This window comes from Trichocoleus desertorum AS-A10 (assembly GCF_039962155.1).
Taxonomy (GTDB): domain Bacteria; phylum Cyanobacteriota; class Cyanobacteriia; order FACHB-46; family FACHB-46; genus Trichocoleus.
Genome location: NZ_JAMPKN010000057.1, coordinates 1 through 17,508, shown reverse-complemented (window position 1 = coordinate 17,508; position 17,508 = coordinate 1). Strand labels below are relative to the sequence as shown.

Below are 17,508 nucleotides of genomic sequence, written 5' to 3'. Positions count from 1 at the left end.
GGCATGGTCAGTTAGGAGTCTCTGGCTAAAACGCTCTAATCCAGTATCTCACCCACTCTCTTGCCCCAATTTAGATGCGTTTGCCCTGGGTTGGTAGTGTCTTAGATCTGTTGATGCTCTAAACTATGTACAAGAAACCTGTTTTAACCTCTCTCATAAGAGTCTCAAACAATGGCACTGATTTCTGTGGTGTGTCCTCATTGTCGCAGTGATGAAACGGTGGTCAAGAACGGTAAAAGCACAGAGGGTAAACAACGATTTCGCTGTCGAGCGGAGGTGCGTCCTTGACACACCTTCATGCTCAATCCTTCCTACCCAGGACGACTGCCCGCGATTAAACAACAAATTGTGGATATGAGTTTGAATCTCTGCGGGTACATTCCCCGCCGCTCTGCTGCGTAAGATGACAAGATGAGTGAGTACATTCACAAAAGCCATAACGGTAACGTTTTGCTCTATCACTTGGTATTTCCAGCAAAGTATCGACGGGCTGTGTTTGACGAGCAGATCGATGCTGTCCTACGAGAAGTCTGTCTCGAAATCGAGAAGCGCTATGAGATTAAGTTTATCGAGATCGGCATTGACAAGAATCATGTGCACTTCTTGATTCAGTCCGTGCCCATGTACAGTGTGACGAAGTTAGTAACGATGCTCAAGAGCTTAACCGCGCGCGAGGTATTCAAGCGGTGTCCCAGCGTCAAGAAACAGTTATGGGGTGGAGAGTTTTGGAGTGATGAGTACTTCGCGAGCACGGTAGGCAAGCATGGGGATGAAGGGATGATTGCGAGGTACGTCAAGGATCAAGGGAATGAGTATCTGCAACTGCATCGAGATGAGCAATTGGCCCTCTTTTGATGCTGATACCCCGCTGCTTGCGGCGGGGTAGTTCATTCTCTCCTCCTGCTCCTGCCTCCGATTCAGGCCCGGGCACTAGAGAGCTTGTCGATCGACCCGATCGATAGTCCTCATTCACGTTTTTATCTTCAAAAACACCAGTTTCCCAGAGGAGGGAGTTTTCAGGGCGCGCTGACAGGATTGGAACAAAAAGGATTAATTTATGGAGCGACAGGAGGCTATCGAGCCGCCATGCCCCTGTTATCTTTTTGGCTGAAACATCGTATTTTATAGTTCGAGCGGTATTGTATTTCAGAAAGCGGCTGAGCCAGAAGTATGCAAGAGAGCACTGAAAAAGCAGGTTCGGATTTCTGACATCCTTCCGACGCTGATGCTTTGCATACAGCGCGGGGTTCCCCTTTCATCCAGCCGACTTGTCCAAACCAATTGCTAGAAGGGCGATCGCCTACAGCTCATTGGCTGCTCACAACGGCCCATGTTCTCAAACAGCAATCATCGGGAATCTTGTAATCTAGCCCTCACAATTTCTGATCATGAGCAGACTTCTGACCCTAGCTCGCTCACTCCTAGCACCCCTGCTGCCTCAAACAACCAGTGCTCCCCCACTCCTACAATCAGTAGCTATGGGCAGAACGAGTGTGGCGTTCCGATGGAAGCAATGCAACCCATCATGGAGTGGGTGTTTGCAAGTCTTTTGAATTGTAAAGACCAGCACAAACGTTTTTGTGTGGATTGTGGTTTCAGGATACAGGATATGCACCCGTAAAATTTCGTCGAGCGAAAGCAAGTCTTGAAGATTGTTCATTAAAAAATTAATCAACAGCTTTAAAGAATTAATTTCACAGCCAAAACGTATCAAAGCCTCTGTTCTCAGAGCGTTTCAGCTAAGGAAGATATTTCTTTAAATGTGAAATTAATTCTATAAAGGACAAAGGTAGTCAACACGAAGAACTCAAAGCCTTGCTCGGTTGCCTACTTGGTTTCAATGTAGAAGCAAAGTTAACGGATGAAGAAGTAATAAAAGTAATGAAATCCCCTTACTGCTATTCCTCTCATTTGTCGAAAAAGGGCATCACCACAGCAAACAACGCTATCTATGTAAGGATTGTGGCAAGGACTTCTAAAGCGCTGAATAAACTAGCCCGCTGCTTGCGGTGGGGGAGCAGCCTCAAAAGAGGACGAATTGCTCATTTTGATGCAGTTGCAAATACTCATTTCCTTGCTCCTTGACGTATCTCGCGATCATCCATTCATCTTTATGCTTGCCCACCGCACTCGCGAAGTACCCATCGCTCCGATGATTTATGTGGTCATGATTCGATTAATGCTGCGGTAATTAACCCAGAATCGATGGAGGTGGAAATCTATCACTGACTAACTCACTTTTACAAACACTTTCTCATTCAGCAACGTCTCTATCCTGCTTGGATTGCTTGTATATAAAGCATCACATTTATTTTTAATGTGGCTAGCTTGAAGAGAAAACCACACAGAATTTATATCGGTAATAAGAGCGATTCCTCAATTTTCTGTCGTACTAAAGGCGTGATATGGAAAGCTCTTTTCAACCCACGTAAGACTAGTAAGTTGGCATCATGATACCGATGAAGTAAGTTATTTTGGTGTTGAGTGAACTGCCAATAATGTCCAATATTTCGGTGCTCTACTATTAGGGTTCTGAAGCGTTGAGTCCATTTTTGTCCATTTACAATCCACCACTGCTTCAAGTTTTCCTCAGTCTCATCACAATTAGGTAATTGATCACTAATTTTTTGTAGCGCTCGCCTTAGTTTAGACTCCAAGTCATAACTCAAGGACGCTGTTAGAGCAACGGCCAGCGCGTGGGCATGATCCAGAAATAGATTTGAGCTAGCGGCAGCACTTAAGGAGTGCTGAACAGCCTCAGCACAGATGAGTGCTCTAGAGAGTGCATGATCAGTCATCAAATCATTTTTTGTATTTGAGGGACGATGCAGAACCTGCTCAAGAGCATCTTGAATATAGATCTGAGCTAGTGTGCACTCGTTTACCAAGTAAAATGCGCGAATCCTTAATTGATCCGAATTTGAGACGGAGCTAGACTTGTGTAGCAACCAGGCTAGAAATTGCTGTATTTTTTTATCATTAGCAATTAGAGCGTCAACTCGTTGTTTCATTGCTAAAAGCAAAGTGTCAACATTTGGTAGCATCTCACAAACGAGTAGAAAAAGATGCCAGCATTGCTGATCAAAAAAATCATCAAGGATTTTATCTGAAATATTTGACTTAAAACGATCAATAATACTTCTGGCAACATAATATTCATACAAAGCTGTGTGAGAAAATGAGTAAACTCCACGTGCTTGCTCTAGAAAGAAACTATATTGTGCCGTGAGCGCCTTGAACACTGCCATACTACTCAATTGCAGTTGAATCATTTCATATTCATGGGTTTTAAGTTTTCTGAGATAATCAGCAATAATATATTGAATTTGCTCTTCCTCAAAGTAGAGACTCTCAGTCTCAAAAGCGATCGCCGCAATTTGCGAAAGAATTTCTAGAAGATGTAGCCAGGTTAAATTTAAGGGGACTAAACTACAACCATTGCCTTTTATTTCATTCCATTCTACTAACAGAACTTTCAAGATTTGCTTATACAGGCTAGTTTGATTGGGAGAAAAATTAGTGAATGATTGAAACGATAAACAAATTATATGTAGGAAAAGTGGTCTAGCTGCCAATTCCCTAATTGGTTGATTTTCAGGAAACTTTAGCTGATTTATAAATTGATCAGACAATATTTTTCCTGGTTCTTTGTCAGGATCACAAACAGTAGTAAGCCATTTTTCAGCAAAAATTTTGATCTGTTCAGCTTCAAAGTCTGCTATCTCAACTTCGGTGAAACCAAGGAACTGATATCTAACAGCCAATGTTCGATAGCTAATCACAAATCGGTTCTGGTAATAATCCTGAGAAAATTGCTGAATCGCAATCAAGAGTTTGTTTCTAATCTCAACAGGAGCTTCATCCAATCCATCTAATAATATTAAGGCTCTTCCATGGTTTAATAAATTTTTAATTTGTTCAAAATTCAACTCACAGTCGTATTTTAATTTTTGATAAATATAGTTGAACAAATTGAAATCGTTTTCGTTTGCTACATGTTCAACAAATACTTTAATTGGAATAAAGATGGGAATCCGATCGCTTTGAAACTTCCCCTCAATACATTGAAGACCTAAATTCTGTAGAAACATCGTTTTTCCTGAACCTGGCTTGCCTAATACGACTAACTTTGAATGCCTTGAGGCAACGTATAGTCCTGATAATCGTTTTGGCACTACCTCACTTCTGGTCGGTTCTCCTGAGCGCTCACTCTGTAAGTTTTGACTAGAGTAATGTAAAAGATGGGCAGGTTGTCGCCACCGCTGGAGAGAGGTATCTATCAGAACTTGCGTAGGGACATAAATATCATTTAAGGCGATCGCTTGCGGAAGATCGATCATCCGTGTAGTACCACATTGATACTGAATCCTATCTCGGCAGCTTTGCCGAACTTCGTAGGCGATCGCATTCACATCAGTACTCGGTTCAACATCTGCAACTTGAGCATTTGGCTCTTGTTCAGCTACAGCAGCTTGAGACAAATCAATAATAGTTTGCCAGCGCAAATCCAGTTTTTGACAGATCTGCACGAAATAAAGGCGATCCACAGGCTTCCCTGCAAAGAATTTGGCGATCGGTTGACGGCTAATACCCAGTAGATTTGCCAACTGACTCTGACTCCAAGCCTTATCAGTCAAAGCAAGCCTCGCTTGCTTAATTCCATCAGGTGATGCCCAGAGCCCTCGGTTTCTCATGATGTTGTCTAAAAACCAATCCGATTTTAACCGCTTAGATTAAAGCTAGACAGTCTAGAGATAAAGTCATACAAAACTCATACAAAAATCAAGCATTAAACATTTTTTCTCTTACTGCTTTTTTGAAGAAGCAGATGCAGAATAAGAAACGAAGTTAACCATAGACCCATCGATGCCAAGATGGGAGTTCAAGGCAGCAGCTTCAGATAGCTGAAGCTGTGATACGGTTTTTCTTCATTGGCATCCTACGAGAGGATGCGCTTGTAGCGGGTTAAGGCTAGATACCAAACACTGCTTACTTTGAGATGTAAAGATGTCTTCTAAGAGAACTTCTAGACTTTTAATTGTTGAGGATGACTTTGCCATCCGTAACTTGTTACAGCGCTTTTTAGAGCGGCAAAACTATCATACGGAGGCCGTTGCAGATGCTCAGACTGCATTAGCTACATTTGAAACATTTAATCCTGATTTAGTGATTTTGGATGTCATCTTACCTGACATGCTGGGCTTTAATGTCTGTGAGCGGATGAAACGCCAATGTAGAGATATTCCTGTCATCCTACTCACAAGCTTGACAGCCGTAGAAGAACAAATGACTGGACTACAATGGGCTGATGCGTACATCACCAAGCCATTCCACCTACAACTTCTAGAGAAGCAGGTTCAGGCGATTCTGCGCCTCTCTGAAACTTCCGCGGCTCCTGCGAAATCACCTCATCTCGTGTTTGATGATCTAATCATCGATCCCGTTCGTCGTGAGGTTCTTCAGAATCATCAGCCTGTTCCTCTAACTGCTCTAGAATTTGACTTGCTCTATTGTTTAGCTAAACAACCACAACAAGCTTGGAATCGTGAAAAACTCATTCAGGCAGTCTGGAAGCATCAGTTTGTTGGAGATGGACGGGTCGTTGATGTCCACATTGGTCAAATTCGTAAAAAAATTGAGCCTGATCCAAGGCAACCAACTTTTATTCAAACTGTCCGCGGGTTTGGTTACAAATTCGCCCTCGATCCGCTAAAGACTTAGGAAGTCTGATGAGGAGTGATCTGGTGCAGACAGGGGCAGGAGCCGATGTGGAATTTGAGGCAGCTCACTGTATGACCTATGCTGCGATCGCAGCGTTACGATTCCGATCGCTTCTACTGAATGATTCCCGTGGATTCACTTATTAAAGATTGATTGAAGTGTATAGAAACTAGAAAAGTTAGTAGATATACTAATTCTCCAGGTACTGAATCTTTGCAGTTTCTTGTTTCCTTTGGGAGGCGCTCACTTTAGTCACCTGACCTCAGGCAGGCAAAGTGAATTGAAAACTGAGATTTTTTGTCCGGCAGCTTCTACACTTCTCGCTGATTCATCTCTATGCACTGGCTGAAACTCTTGGGTTCTTCTGTCCTCACCGTTGGTTTAGCAACCGTACTGGCCGATTCAGCGCCAGCACAAGTCACTTCTGGCGGAGATGGAACACTCGTCAACCCAAGCGGCGGCACGATCAATATTACTGGAGGCACTCAGGCAGGCAGCAACCTGTTCCATAGCTTTGGTCAGTTCAGTGTGGATGCGGGACAGACCGCAAACTTCATTGACCCTGGTGTCCAGAACATTCTGGGGCGAGTAATGGGAGGCAATGCTTCTCTCATCAATGGAGTACTTCAGGTAACTGGAGGCAATGCCAACCTGTACTTGATGAACCCCGCTGGCATTATTTTGGGTTCTGGAGCCAGCTTAGATGTATCAGGTTCCTTTACCGCAACTACTGCCAATGGCATTGGGTTTGGAGACCAGTGGTTTAATGCGATCGCTGCTAACGACTATGCCAACCTGATCGGCAATCCCACCAGCTTTGCGTTTACGATGGCTCAGCCAGGGGCGATCGCCAATGCAGGCAACTTAACAGTTGATGCAGGACAATCGTTGACACTCCTTGGTGGCACTGTCATCAACATAGGAACCCTCACCGCACCAGGAGGCAAGGTCACTGTTGCAGCAGTTCCCGGTGAGAAGATAGTCAACATCTCTCAAGATGGCAGCCTACTGAGTTTGGCATTGCCTGAAGCAACGGGTGCAACTGTTCATAGTCTTCCTTTCACACCGTTATCTCTGCCTCAATTACTGACAGGTGGAAACCTGAGCAACGCCAGTGGCGTAACGGTTGAAAATGGGATTGTCCGCTTAGTTGGTTCTGGGATTCAGATTGAAGCTGGCGATGTAGTTGCGACAGGTATTACAGCCCAAACAGCGACCTTATCGGCAAGCCACAACTTAACGCTGCTAGAAAGTCAACTTTACACCACAGGAGCGTTAAATTTACTGGCTCAAAATACAGTGCAGATTCGAGACAGTGCAGCCAAGCCTGTCATTGTTGAAGCGGGTGGCAGTCTTACCATTCAGGGCAATCAAGCGGTCGATATCTTAGCACTCAACCATGTTGACAGTCGCCTAGTCGCCAGTGGTAATCTGGTGTTGCGATCGAGTCAGACCATCAGCAGTGATGCTCACTACTTTACAGGTGGCTATCTCAAATTTGAGCAACTCGATGGCAATCCAGGCAATGTCTTTAGCTTCTATGACCCGATCATTCTGGCCGCAGGAGATGTCACGCTGGGTAACTACACAGGAGCTTCGCTGCATATTTTAGCGGGTGGCAGTGTCACCTTAGGAGATGTCGAAATTACTCAAGCAGGAGATGCGTGACACGTGCCGACGGTAGCCCTCTGCAATACAATGGCACTCCTGTTTTAGATAGCGACAACACATTGCAGTGGATCGACCCAACCACTCTCTTCATCGATGGTAGTGCTCGGCCCACATTAGATGTTCGGGCTGGCATCGATTGGTCACAATTGGGCGGTGTTCCTGCGGTTTTAGGCGTGCCTACTGACATAGTTCAGCCAACCCCATTGCCCAACACTGCTTCTGCCAATCAGCCTGTTTTTGCAGCTCCAACGAGTGCCAACATTACCACTGGCAGAATTACAGTCAATCCTGGAACGGGCACCTCGGATTTTGGAGGTATGGTGTTGCTGACTAATCAGTATTTCCCTAACCCAGCTCTGGCAGGGGGTGAGATTCAAGTCAATGTTAATCCTACGAGCATAAACACCAGCATTGCGACCCCAGGTTTTCAAGGGAACCAAGTCATTGCGATCGACTCTCGCGGCAGTGTCACAATTGGTCCTGTTGATGGCAATGACCGACCCGTTAGGCTTGGAGGAGCCTTTCGGCCCATACCAACCATAGATGCATTTGGTAATTCAGTTGATGTATCTGCACGTGGCAATATTACGACTGGAGATATTTCAACCACGGGTTATAGTCAGTCTCCAGGTGGTGATAGTTCTGTGAAGCTTGTTTCCAACACTGGCAATATTCTTGTCAGCACCATCGATACTGGAGCCAATGGCATTAATGTGCAAGCGGCGGGTTCATTTCAGGCGATCGGCCAAATTTCTCTTAGTGGTTTGGGCAGCGTCACGAACTTCACTAGCTTACGAACGAATCCGCAGCTTCGTAACTTTATTGAAAGTAAGCTTTCAGGCATTAGTTTGACTGATAGTCAGCTAGACAGCACTATGGTTCTTGAGGGAGACAACCTTCGGGCTCTGCCAGTAAGTTTGATGGCGAGACCGAGCATTCGCAAACCTCAAGGAGCGGTGAATGCACCTGTTAAGATTCAATACGGAGAAGGAGCACGAATTTTAACTGATAGATTTGATATTTATCCAGGGATTGATTTTTCTGACGACAACCGCACTACTGGCTTAGTCGTGATTCAGGGAGATGCTGGCTTTAATGGGGGGCCTCAAACTACGACACTTGTTGATACGGCTGATCCATTCGTACAGAAACAGAGATCATCTGATGCAGAGACTTACAGCTCTGTTGCCCCGATCACAGATTCTGATCAGGTTCTGAGTACCGCTAGCTCCCTCACCTTCAATGGAGAATACAAACCATTGACTTTTGCTTCAGAGAATTTTCCTGCCAACACCAGCGGTACAGTTGGCGCGATTGTGGTTGGAGCTGGTAGCAATGGTGAGTTTTATGGCTCTCCTCAGAGCCGAGTCTTTGCGCCTGTGCCAACACCCGATCCCGTAATCGTGACTCCCCCGCCTGTGATTGAGGGTGATCCTCTGGTTTCAGTACCGCAGCCTGACCCCACAGTCGTAATTCCCCCTCTAACGGAAGGTGATCCTCTTGGTTCTCCAGGACCAATATCCGATCGCCCAGTGGTGGTTCCCCAGCCTCAAGCTGAAGGCGATCGCCCTGTGACTCGTCCTGTCTCTCCAGAACCAGTATCTGATCCTGCAACAGTGACTCCCCCACCTCAGGCTGAAGGTGACTCTCCTGTAGAGCGCCCTGTGACTTCACAAGAGGGACAGATTACGCAGTTACAAGTCAATGACCAAAGTTCTAACTGCATTTCACCGAGTGATATTGCTTCTGCTTCGGATGTCCCTAATGGCCGCGATCGCTCCAGTCGGGTAACCTCTTCTACTTCTACTACCGCTGGTAGTCGTCCTTGCAATGCTATCAGTGGTAGCTCGCCTGCAACTAGTAGTACTACAGCCGACGATGATCAGATTTTGAAATTGCTGGATGGAGGTGTGAGGTAGCAATTAGTTAATGGCTCAAGTTTTATACCTGTCAAACTATGAATCAGCTAAGAGTGAAGAGTAGACAGACCCAGATCTGGGGAGGGGCGATCGCGGCTCTTTTATGCCTGTCAGTGTCTCCCTCCTTTGCGGTTAATTCTGTTCCCTCGTCACCATTGATTCCCAAGGCGAGTCAAAGTCGTCGGGCAGACCAGCTTTTGCAACAGGGCAATCAACAGTACCGATCAGGGAGACTGGAAGATGCGCTCAAGTCTTGGCAGGCAGCTCGTGCTCAGTATCAACAGCTACAAGACCCTCAGGGAGAAGCATCAGCACTAGGAAACATAGGTGCTGCTTACGCCATAATGGAGCGCTATCGGGAGGCAGTCGCAACCTTGGAAGTGCTGCTTCCAATCGTCCAAGACCTGAATTTAACGCGGATGGAAGCAGAAACTCAAGGCAATCTTGGGCTTGCTTATGCGAGTTTGGGCAATTACAGCAAAGCCATCGCTGCCCACCGGACCGCTGGAAAACTGATGCGGATGTTGGGCGATCGCCAAGGATTGGGGCAGGTGCTGCTCAATTTGGGCAATAGCTTTGAAGCGGTCGGAGACTACGACAGCGCTAAGAGTGCTTACGAGCAAAGCCTAAAGCTGGCTCAACAAGCTAGCGATCGCCCAGGAGAAGCGATCGCTCAGAGCAATTTGGGTGCCCTTTATGCCAACTTAGGTCAATATGATGACGCGATCGCAGCTTTGAAGCGAGGGTTAAACCTGGCCAAAGCGACTGGCAATCAGTCTAGTCAAGCTAGCACTCTGATTAATCTCGGTGCTGTGTATCACTCCCAACAGGAAGTTGAGAAAGCGCTTGGGTATTACGAGCAGAGTTTAGCCATTGCTCAACAGACCCAGCAACGCCAACGTCAAGTAGAAGCTCTAGGAAGTCTGGGGATAGCTTATGCGGACAAGGGAGACTACCCCAAAGCCCTGAAATTTTTACAACAAGGTTTGAATTTAGCCAAAAGCCTTGATAGCCCTCAACTGGAAGGCAAAACTCTGAATAATCTGGGACATACCCTGCTTGAAGCAGGCAGGTTGGTAGAGTCAGAAACTCAGCTTCGGGCGGCGGTAAAGTTGCTCGACGGCATCCGCCCAGGGCTGAGCGATACTTATAAAGTTTCGATTTTTGATACTCAGGTTCAAACCTATAACCTGCTCCAACAAGTTTTGATTGCTGCGAAGCAATCAGAAGCAGCACTAGAAATCTCTGAGCAAGGCCGAGCCCGCGCCTTTGTCGAACTCTTATCCCGCAGAGTTAGTCAGCAAAGTTATCAAAAGTCAGCCAATAGTGATGAGTCAAGACCCACGATTGACCAACTCAAGCAAATTGCTCGGCAGCAGAACGCAACCCTCGTTGAGTATGCGATCGTTTTCGATGATGACTTCAAGTTTCAAGGCAAACAGCGTAGTCGAGAGCAAGACCTATATATCTGGGTAGTGAATCCATCCGGACAAGTTTCCTTTCGGCAAGTTGACCTCAAACCCCTCTGGCAACAAGATCTCACCCTTTCTCAACTGGTCAATGCGGGTCGGTGTCTGAATGGAAGTCCTGCCTGCGATCGCCTGATTGAATCGGTGAGCAGAGAACTTAGCTCTGGCGCTCGCAATAAACAATTGACATTTCCTGAAGCACCACCAGGTAGTTCGGTTACTCCTGACCTGGAAGATGAGAAGAATGGTGCCTTGCAACGGCTGCATAGCCTGCTGATTGAGCCGATCGTAGACCTGTTACCTGCTGATCCCAAGGCTCGCGTTATCTTTATTCCCCAGGAATCTCTCTTTCTGGCACCATTCCCCGCCTTACAAGATGAGAACGGTCAATATCTAATTGAACGTCATACTATCTTGTCAGCTCCAGCAATCCAGGTGCTTGCCTTAACTCATCAGCAACGACAGCAAGCCCGGAAAAATAGACAAGCTTCTCCCCTGGTTGTGGGCAATCCTGTAATGCCAGTCGTTTCTGTTGCACCAGAACAACCCCCCGAGCCATTATCTCCCCTCCCCAATGCTGAAGAGGAAGCCCATAAGGTTGCTCAACTGCTCAATACGGTGGCCATTACAGGCAGTCAGGCAACGAAAATGTCGATTAAACAGAAGTTACCCCAGGCTCAAATCATTCATCTAGCGACACATGGGTTACTGGAATATGGCAGCCAAGGAGACTATGTATCTCTACAAGGGATAGGTGTACCTGGTGCGATCGCGCTGACTCCTTCAGGAGAGGATAATGGGTTACTAACAGCGAGTGAGATTTTAGACTTGCAATTGCAAGCCGAGTTGGTGGTGCTAAGTGCTTGTGAAACGGGGCGAGGACGAATTACCGGGGATGGGGTCGTGGGATTATCCCGTGCGTTTATCTCTGCTGGAGTACCCAGTGTGGTTGTTTCTCTGTGGGCCGTTCCGGATGATGCGACAGCACAGTTGATGGTTGCGTTCTATCAGAATTTGCAGCGGCACCCAGATAGAGCACAGGCACTCCGACAGGCAATGCTAGCAACCATGAACGATCATCCCAGTCCATTCAATTGGGCTGCCTTCACTTTAGTGGGCGAGGCACAATAGTTCAGGCTACCAAAGAAATAGGGGCGAGTTTTGCTGCTAGGCAATTCAGTCATTCTTTCAATGATGACTCTCTCATCTTTTTGAGAGTTTGTAGTATCCTCTTGACAGCCTGTAGTACACTGTATTATGTTTGTAGTGTGAGATGAAACAACCAAGTCAGCAGACTGTCAGCACACTCAGGCAATCTGTCATCTAGAGCAAATTTATCGCCTAGAGCGACGTTGCTTTCTCTAACTCCTGCTGCAATCAGCAATCGCCAGAGGTGATGAGCAATGGTACATATTCGATTTGAAGGGCGATCGCTCGACATCGCAGAAAATCAGTTGGGCATTACCGCAAGCATGAATGATGTTGCCGTCAAAGAACGGGTTTCTCAACATCTAGATGTTCACACAAATCGGCTCTCTGCTTATGTGGTCGATCGCCGCCCTAGTGGTGATTTAATCATCCGTCCTGAAGCTGTTTACGGCTAAACAATTTTTTCACTTCGTGCCCTGATCGAAAAAGCTTACATACTAGCTCAGTGGTAGAGCACTTTCCTGATAAGAAAGGTGTCGCAGGTTCAAATCCTGTCTATGAACAACAGCTTTTTCAACTTGCACGAGGTGACCTAATTCAATTACTTGGTGACTGCAGTTCACTCATTGGAGGTTGCAATGCCTGCTAAAAACTCAACAACTTTGGGACAGGCCCTTGAGCAAGAGCTGGAAGTAGCCGAAGCCATCATTTGGATCACTTAATTCACTTAGGAAAAAGGAATCATGTAACATGACACGCGCCACGTTTGAACTAACAAAACCCCATATCAATATCGGGACGATTGGCCACGTTGACCACGGCAAGACAACGCTGACTGCTGCCATTACAGCAACACTAGCCGCTCTAGGTCAGGCAACACTGAAGGCCTACAACGAGATTGACGCCGCTCCCGAAGAGCAGCAACGGGGCATCACAATCAACACGGCGCATGTCGAGTATGAGACCGAACAGCGGCATTATACTCACATTGATTGTCCTGGACATGCGGACTACGTGAAGAACATGATTACTGGGGCTGCTCAAATGGATGGAGCTATTTTGCTGGTCTCAGCAGCCGATGGCTCGATGCCTCAGACTCGTGAGCATATCCTTTTGGCACGGCAGGTTGGCGTTCCCTACATGGTGGTCTTCATGAATAAGAAGGACATGGTGGAGGATAGCGAAATTCTGGGGCTTGTTGAGTTGGAAGTGCGTGAACTGCTGACTAATTATGGTTTTCCAGGTGACGAAATTCCTGTGATTGCGGGGTCTGCTCTCAGAGCGCTAGAGGCAATGACAGCAAATCCCAACCTGCAACGGGGTGAGAACCCGTGGGTTGATGGCATTTATGCCTTGATGGATGCTATTGATACCTACATTCCCACGCCAGAGCGCCTCACTGAACAGCCCTTCTTGATGGCAGTCGAAGATGTCTTCTCCATCATGGGTCGAGGAACTGTAGCAACGGGCAAGATTGAGCGCGGTCGTGTGCGCCCTAACGATAAAATTCAAATCGTAGGGATTAAACCAACTCGCGATGCAATTGTCACTGACATTGAGATGTTTCAAAAGTCTCTCAAAGAAGGGGTTGCGGGTCTCAATGTAGGTGTCTTGCTACGGGGTATCCAAAAGGATGAAATTGAGCGGGGCATGGTGTTGGCAGCACCCAGTTCGATTACGCCTCATACTCGCTTTGAGTCCGAGGTCTATGTGCTCAAGAAGCAAGAAGGAGGTCGTCATAAGCCCTTCTTCCCTGGCTACAAGCCGCAGTTCTTTGTCCGCACGACCGATGTGACTGGAACCATTAGTGCCATTGTCAACGGTGATGGTAGCGCACTGGCAATGGTGATGCCAGGCGATCGCGTCAAGATGGCAGTAGAACTCAAAGAAGCGATCGCAATTGAACAAGGGATGCGGTTCGCCGTTCGTGAGGGTAGCCGAACTGTGGGTGCAGGTGTGGTTTCTCACATCATTGCCTAGTCTCCTTCAGTTCAACTCAATCCATGCTATTAGTAGTCATTTGCCTGGCTACTAATAGCATCAAATATGACATTTGATTGGGTAATCATTGCCGCGCCCCGACCGCAAAAGCTTACATACTCTCCGCAAACTATGGTGCGTATCTGGAGGGATACGCTGCAAGCCTGAGACCGATAGCAGGCAAAAACAGTGCTGAGAATTGAGCGCTAAGTACTGAGAAGGTTCTTGATATTTAGCATCTACAATCAGCCCTGACCTAGCTTCTGCAACTTGCGCGGTAATTGTTTGCTCAACTTGATCAGAATTTTCTCTCTTTAACGCGATCGCTGCGCCCTGACGTGAAGAACTTACACACTTGTTTTATGCACAAGCACCGTGAACTTTGTTCTTCCGACTTGCGCGGTTATCCTTTGCGGCGATCGCCTCCTGATGATTTACAAGGAGGATACGACCATGAATCACGATGAACGGGATCTACGGCTGGAAATGCTCAACAGCTTGCTCACTACTCCTCACCGTAAGTTGGAGCAAGTGGCAGAGATCCACCAATTGTTTGTTGAGCTTGACCCTATCTTTTACGGACACTTGGCGGTTTGGTACCAGCGTCATGGAGATGTTCGGGACCACAAAGAAGTGTTTGTCGCGCATCTGCTGACTAGCGATTTGACTGAACACCGAGATGCAGGCTTCATCATGCTGCAAGAGTTCCCACCTTACCAGGTGGCGCGGGTGGTGGACTTCATGAAGCAGCACCGGAATAAGCTGCCTCGTTCTGCCCGGACTGCGGTACAACGCTATCTGAAGGTACGGGAAAGTAATCCTGTTCTGTTCGATCGCGCGGCTCTGCGAGGTCGGAAGGCGATGAAGCACCTGTATGCGTCTCTGCACATCAAGCCCCACGAGCGGGCGAATGCGATTCTGTTCCGCGATCGCCCTCCTGTGGGTTCGCTGGCGGACGTGTTGAAGCAGCTTGCTAAGACTACTAGTGCGGCAGAACAGGCGCGGCTGATTGTGGAGTTTAATCTGCCCTATGCGATCGCGATTGGTGCAGTGAAGCAACTGACTCCCACAGTTCTGGTAGCGCTGATCAACAGTATGTCGCCTCAGGAAGTGATCAATAACCTCAAGTCGCTCAAGGCAAGAGGAGCAATGGATCACCCAGAGGTGAAGGCGTTGATTGATGCGAAGCTAGATGAAGCCGCAAAGGGCACACGGGTTGCTGCATTTAAGGCGCAGGTAGCAGCCGATGCAGGAGATTTCGATGAAGACACCGTGGCTCGGTTGGAGAAGGTGACGAATGAGCAGGTAAAGCGACGCGGTGTAATTACCCGTCCCACGGCTCTGTTTGTAGACAAGTCTGGCTCGATGGAAAATGCGATCGAGCTGGGCAAGCAGCTGGCAGCACTGATCTCTGGTATTACCGAGGCAGATCTGTTTGTCTACGCCTTTGACACTATTCCTTATCCTGTAGTTGCCCAGGGTAAGGAGTTGACCGACTGGGAGCGAGCTTTTCAGCACATCAAGGCAGGTAGCAGCACCAGTATCGGTTGTGCGCTGGAGGCCATGCGGAAGAAGCGTCAAGTGGTTGACCAGATCATCATTGTGACGGATGAGGGTGAGAATGCTTCTCCTTACTTCCTGGAAGCTTACCTAAGCTACCAACGTGAGTTTGCTGTGATGCCCAATGTGGTGATTGTCCGGGTTGGAACTCACTACAACTATGTGGAGCAACAACTAAAGCAGAAGCAGCTTCCTGTAGAAACATTCACGTTTGCTGGAGACTACTACAGTCTGCCTAACCTGGTACCTCTCTTGACACGTCCTTCTCGTCTAGATCTGCTCATGGAGATTCTAAACACTGCACTACCTGTGCGATCGGATAAGTGAGGTTAGAATGGGGCATAGTTCATCGTTTTGGTGGACTACTGTCCTTTCTAACCTGTATAACTTCCAATGATTACAAGGTAATTAAAATCAAAAAACTCTAAGTGATTTTTTATAAACTCTGGTTTTGTTCAATATAAGTTTTTAATTCTGGAAGATATTCACAGAAGTCTCTAACTCTTTTAGAAGTTTCTGATTTAACATAGCTCTCTTGTAAAATATCAGAAATCCATTTCACCTCTATACAGAAAATATCAGTTGAAGTGACATAAGCGATGTCACAAATTATATTATCGCACACCCTAAGCTCTGTATAGAACTTGGCTTCAGGATATGGATTCCAGTCTTCAAGAGCACTCTTAATTGCTATGTTGACAGATTCATCATCGGTTTTTGCTACTCTTACAATCTCTTTAAATATTGATTTTTGTTTCTCACTCAATTGGCCTCGCTTGGATACATCAAGGTCAATAAAGCCCTTCCCTTGAAGGAAAGCGCCTACAGCAGTATTATTTAGTAATGAGTTACGAGCAGTTAGTTTGACCGCTTCTCTTTCAATAAAACCTTTCTGCTTTAATATTTCAACTAGTTCTTGCGATCCGTAAGCAGATAAAACCGCAACTGCTGTTCTAAGGGGCAAATAGGTAATTCTTAAATCAAGGTAGTCAGATACTAGTCCAAATATTCCTTGTCTACTTTCCCAATATTTTGCTTCCTGTGAATCACCTACAAGTAGACGTTTAATTTGAGCTTTCTGCAAATCTCCAAAAGTTAAACTGCGAATTATTCCATGATTTCTACCTAAATCATCTTCATAGCTTGCAAATAACATCCAAAGATGAATTCTTTTTCTTTTAAAGTGAGTTACATTATCTTCTAAGCCACCTCTTTTGCTATCGATATATTCGTAGCAAGAATTCATAAACTGGCCAATGGACTCCGAGTTATTTGCCAAGCTCTTAGCAATCTCATCAGTTACGCCATATTCTGCAAGAGTTTTATTATCATTAAGAACACTAAGAGTTTCATTTATAATAGTTATATACTCACTTTTTGGTGGACCCTCAAAGACAAAAAAAGGTTTACTATGTGATGTCATTCCACCAATCTTCATTGCTTTTTCACTAATTAATTGTGCTACTGGAGCAAAGGTTGTTGGTATTACAAATAAAGTACGACGGCCATTACCACGCCTAAAGTAAATATTTAATGTTGTAAGTAGTGTGTCAACATCTGTTTCATTGAGTTCACCTAGTGTTTCCATCCCTTCCAAAACAATAATTAATATCCTGTCAGGAGCTAAGTTTCTACTAGCAGGAATCAAAACCCTATCTAGTAACTCAGTTCTTATAAACGGAATATCTTTAATAGTTTGAATGGAAACATTGTCAACAAAAAGCTCTACCGAATTCAAGAAGGTGGTTTTACCACTACCTGTTACACCGCTAATTAAAAATAGTTTACCCAGACCAGTCTGCTTTACTTGTCTTAATTCTCTTTCAATTTCTAAAATGGCTTTTCTAACAGGTTTAATTAAGGGACGTATTGGTATATTTTTCCGATCAACTTCCTCTTTTAATGCCTCCCATCTTGTTGGTAGTATGGTAGTGCTACACAGGTAATGATGCATTGTAGTGATGGATGAAGTACCAAATCGCACTAATGTGATTCTCCAGTGACTTGGAAAAGGATAAGCTTTTGCGCACTAATCGAGA

At 46.0% G+C, this 17,508-nt stretch carries 15 protein-coding genes, 1 tRNA gene and 2 pseudogenes; 14 read left to right on the top strand and 4 right to left on the bottom strand.

Going from position 1 to position 17,508, the window contains the following annotated elements:
* The first annotated feature begins 171 nt into the window (after window positions 1–171).
* The 4 genes from NDA01_RS28105 (at window position 172) to NDA01_RS32095 (ending at window position 1,979) form a co-directional block, all read left to right on the top strand.
* The gene (locus NDA01_RS28105; RefSeq protein ID WP_348230619.1) at window positions 172–288 is read left to right on the top strand and encodes an IS1 family transposase; all 117 of its coding nucleotides are present in this window, start codon (window positions 172–174) and stop codon (window positions 286–288) included.
* A 123-nt stretch (window positions 289–411) separates the two neighbouring features.
* On the top strand, window positions 412–855 hold the full coding sequence (gene tnpA / locus NDA01_RS28100) for an IS200/IS605 family transposase (protein ID WP_348230618.1): 444 nt from the start codon (window positions 412–414) through the stop codon (window positions 853–855).
* Window positions 856–900: 45 nt separating this feature from the next.
* Entirely contained in the window at window positions 901–1,128 is a 228-nt protein-coding gene (locus NDA01_RS32225; protein WP_488657387.1) for a hypothetical protein, read from the top strand.
* Between the two features lie 758 nt (window positions 1,129–1,886).
* Window positions 1,887–1,979 (top strand): transposase-like zinc-binding domain-containing protein, encoded by a 93-nt coding sequence (locus NDA01_RS32095; protein ID WP_431193550.1) that lies wholly within the window; start codon window positions 1,887–1,889, stop codon window positions 1,977–1,979.
* Between the two features lie 44 nt (window positions 1,980–2,023).
* On the opposite strand, the pseudogene NDA01_RS28090 reads toward NDA01_RS32095, so the two are convergent.
* Both NDA01_RS28090 and NDA01_RS28085 read right to left on the bottom strand, forming a co-directional pair.
* Window positions 2,024–2,149, bottom strand: a pseudogene (locus NDA01_RS28090) (IS200/IS605 family transposase); the annotation flags it as partial.
* A gap of 202 nt (window positions 2,150–2,351) precedes the next feature.
* Window positions 2,352–4,694 (bottom strand): NACHT C-terminal helical domain 2-containing protein, encoded by a 2,343-nt coding sequence (locus NDA01_RS28085; RefSeq protein ID WP_348230617.1) that lies wholly within the window; start codon window positions 4,692–4,694, stop codon window positions 2,352–2,354.
* A gap of 313 nt (window positions 4,695–5,007) precedes the next feature.
* Between NDA01_RS28085 and NDA01_RS28080 the strand changes: the two genes are divergently transcribed.
* From NDA01_RS28080 to NDA01_RS28035, 10 genes are all read left to right on the top strand, one after another.
* Complete coding sequence (locus NDA01_RS28080; RefSeq protein WP_348230616.1) at window positions 5,008–5,721, top strand: response regulator transcription factor; 714 nt, start codon at window positions 5,008–5,010, stop codon at window positions 5,719–5,721.
* 8 nt (window positions 5,722–5,729) lie between these two features.
* A complete protein-coding gene (locus tag NDA01_RS28075; protein ID WP_348230615.1) occupies window positions 5,730–5,867 on the top strand; it encodes a hypothetical protein in 138 nt (45 codons plus the stop codon).
* A 190-nt stretch (window positions 5,868–6,057) separates the two neighbouring features.
* Window positions 6,058–7,389 carry a two-partner secretion domain-containing protein gene (locus tag NDA01_RS28070; RefSeq protein ID WP_348230614.1) on the top strand — a complete coding sequence of 444 codons (1,332 nt, stop codon included), beginning with the start codon at window positions 6,058–6,060 and terminating at the stop codon, window positions 7,387–7,389.
* Window positions 7,386–9,311 (top strand): hypothetical protein, encoded by a 1,926-nt coding sequence (locus tag NDA01_RS28065; RefSeq protein ID WP_348230613.1) that lies wholly within the window; start codon window positions 7,386–7,388, stop codon window positions 9,309–9,311. Before NDA01_RS28070 ends, NDA01_RS28065 begins: the two co-directional genes overlap by 4 nt.
* 38 nt (window positions 9,312–9,349) lie before the next feature.
* Window positions 9,350–11,911 carry a CHAT domain-containing protein gene (locus NDA01_RS28060; RefSeq protein ID WP_348230612.1) on the top strand — a complete coding sequence of 854 codons (2,562 nt, stop codon included), beginning with the start codon at window positions 9,350–9,352 and terminating at the stop codon, window positions 11,909–11,911.
* A gap of 272 nt (window positions 11,912–12,183) precedes the next feature.
* The gene (locus NDA01_RS28055) at window positions 12,184–12,384 is read left to right on the top strand and encodes a hypothetical protein (RefSeq protein WP_348230611.1); all 201 of its coding nucleotides are present in this window, start codon (window positions 12,184–12,186) and stop codon (window positions 12,382–12,384) included.
* Between the two features lie 38 nt (window positions 12,385–12,422).
* Window positions 12,423–12,490 (top strand) — tRNA-Ile (locus NDA01_RS28050).
* A 189-nt stretch (window positions 12,491–12,679) separates the two neighbouring features.
* Window positions 12,680–13,909: an elongation factor Tu gene (gene tuf, locus NDA01_RS28045; protein WP_348230610.1), complete on the top strand. Its 1,230-nt coding sequence runs from the start codon at window positions 12,680–12,682 to the stop codon at window positions 13,907–13,909.
* Window positions 13,910–14,190: 281 nt separating this feature from the next.
* Window positions 14,191–14,376, top strand: coding sequence for a hypothetical protein (locus NDA01_RS28040; RefSeq protein WP_348230609.1), 186 nt, complete (start codon window positions 14,191–14,193; stop codon window positions 14,374–14,376).
* Entirely contained in the window at window positions 14,363–15,796 is a 1,434-nt protein-coding gene (locus NDA01_RS28035) for a hypothetical protein (RefSeq protein ID WP_348230608.1), read from the top strand. Before NDA01_RS28040 ends, NDA01_RS28035 begins: the two co-directional genes overlap by 14 nt.
* 109 nt (window positions 15,797–15,905) lie before the next feature.
* Here NDA01_RS28035 and NDA01_RS28030 read toward each other — a convergent pair whose 3' ends face one another.
* Together NDA01_RS28030 and NDA01_RS28025 are read right to left on the bottom strand one after the other, a co-directional pair.
* On the bottom strand, window positions 15,906–17,453 hold the full coding sequence (locus NDA01_RS28030; RefSeq protein WP_348230620.1) for a P-loop NTPase family protein: 1,548 nt from the start codon (window positions 17,451–17,453) through the stop codon (window positions 15,906–15,908).
* Window positions 17,404–17,508: pseudogene (locus NDA01_RS28025) on the bottom strand (IS1 family transposase); the annotation flags it as partial. The gene NDA01_RS28030 and the pseudogene NDA01_RS28025, both read right to left, overlap by 50 nt.

Bases quoted from the DNA above. Each gene is read 5' to 3' on its own strand.
- NDA01_RS28105 (WP_348230619.1), top strand. From the start codon at position 172: ATGGCACTGATTTCTGTGGTGTGTCCTCATTGTCGCAGTGATGAAACG.
- tnpA (WP_348230618.1), top strand. From the start codon at position 412: ATGAGTGAGTACATTCACAAAAGCCATAACGGTAACGTTTTGCTCTAT.
- NDA01_RS28085 (WP_348230617.1), bottom strand. From the start codon at position 4,694: ATGAGAAACCGAGGGCTCTGGGCATCACCTGATGGAATTAAGCAAGCG.
- NDA01_RS28080 (WP_348230616.1), top strand. From the start codon at position 5,008: ATGTCTTCTAAGAGAACTTCTAGACTTTTAATTGTTGAGGATGACTTT.
- NDA01_RS28075 (WP_348230615.1), top strand. From the start codon at position 5,730: ATGAGGAGTGATCTGGTGCAGACAGGGGCAGGAGCCGATGTGGAATTT.
- NDA01_RS28070 (WP_348230614.1), top strand. From the start codon at position 6,058: ATGCACTGGCTGAAACTCTTGGGTTCTTCTGTCCTCACCGTTGGTTTA.
- NDA01_RS28060 (WP_348230612.1), top strand. From the start codon at position 9,350: ATGAATCAGCTAAGAGTGAAGAGTAGACAGACCCAGATCTGGGGAGGG.
- NDA01_RS28055 (WP_348230611.1), top strand. From the start codon at position 12,184: ATGGTACATATTCGATTTGAAGGGCGATCGCTCGACATCGCAGAAAAT.
- tuf (WP_348230610.1), top strand. From the start codon at position 12,680: ATGACACGCGCCACGTTTGAACTAACAAAACCCCATATCAATATCGGG.
- NDA01_RS28035 (WP_348230608.1), top strand. From the start codon at position 14,363: ATGAATCACGATGAACGGGATCTACGGCTGGAAATGCTCAACAGCTTG.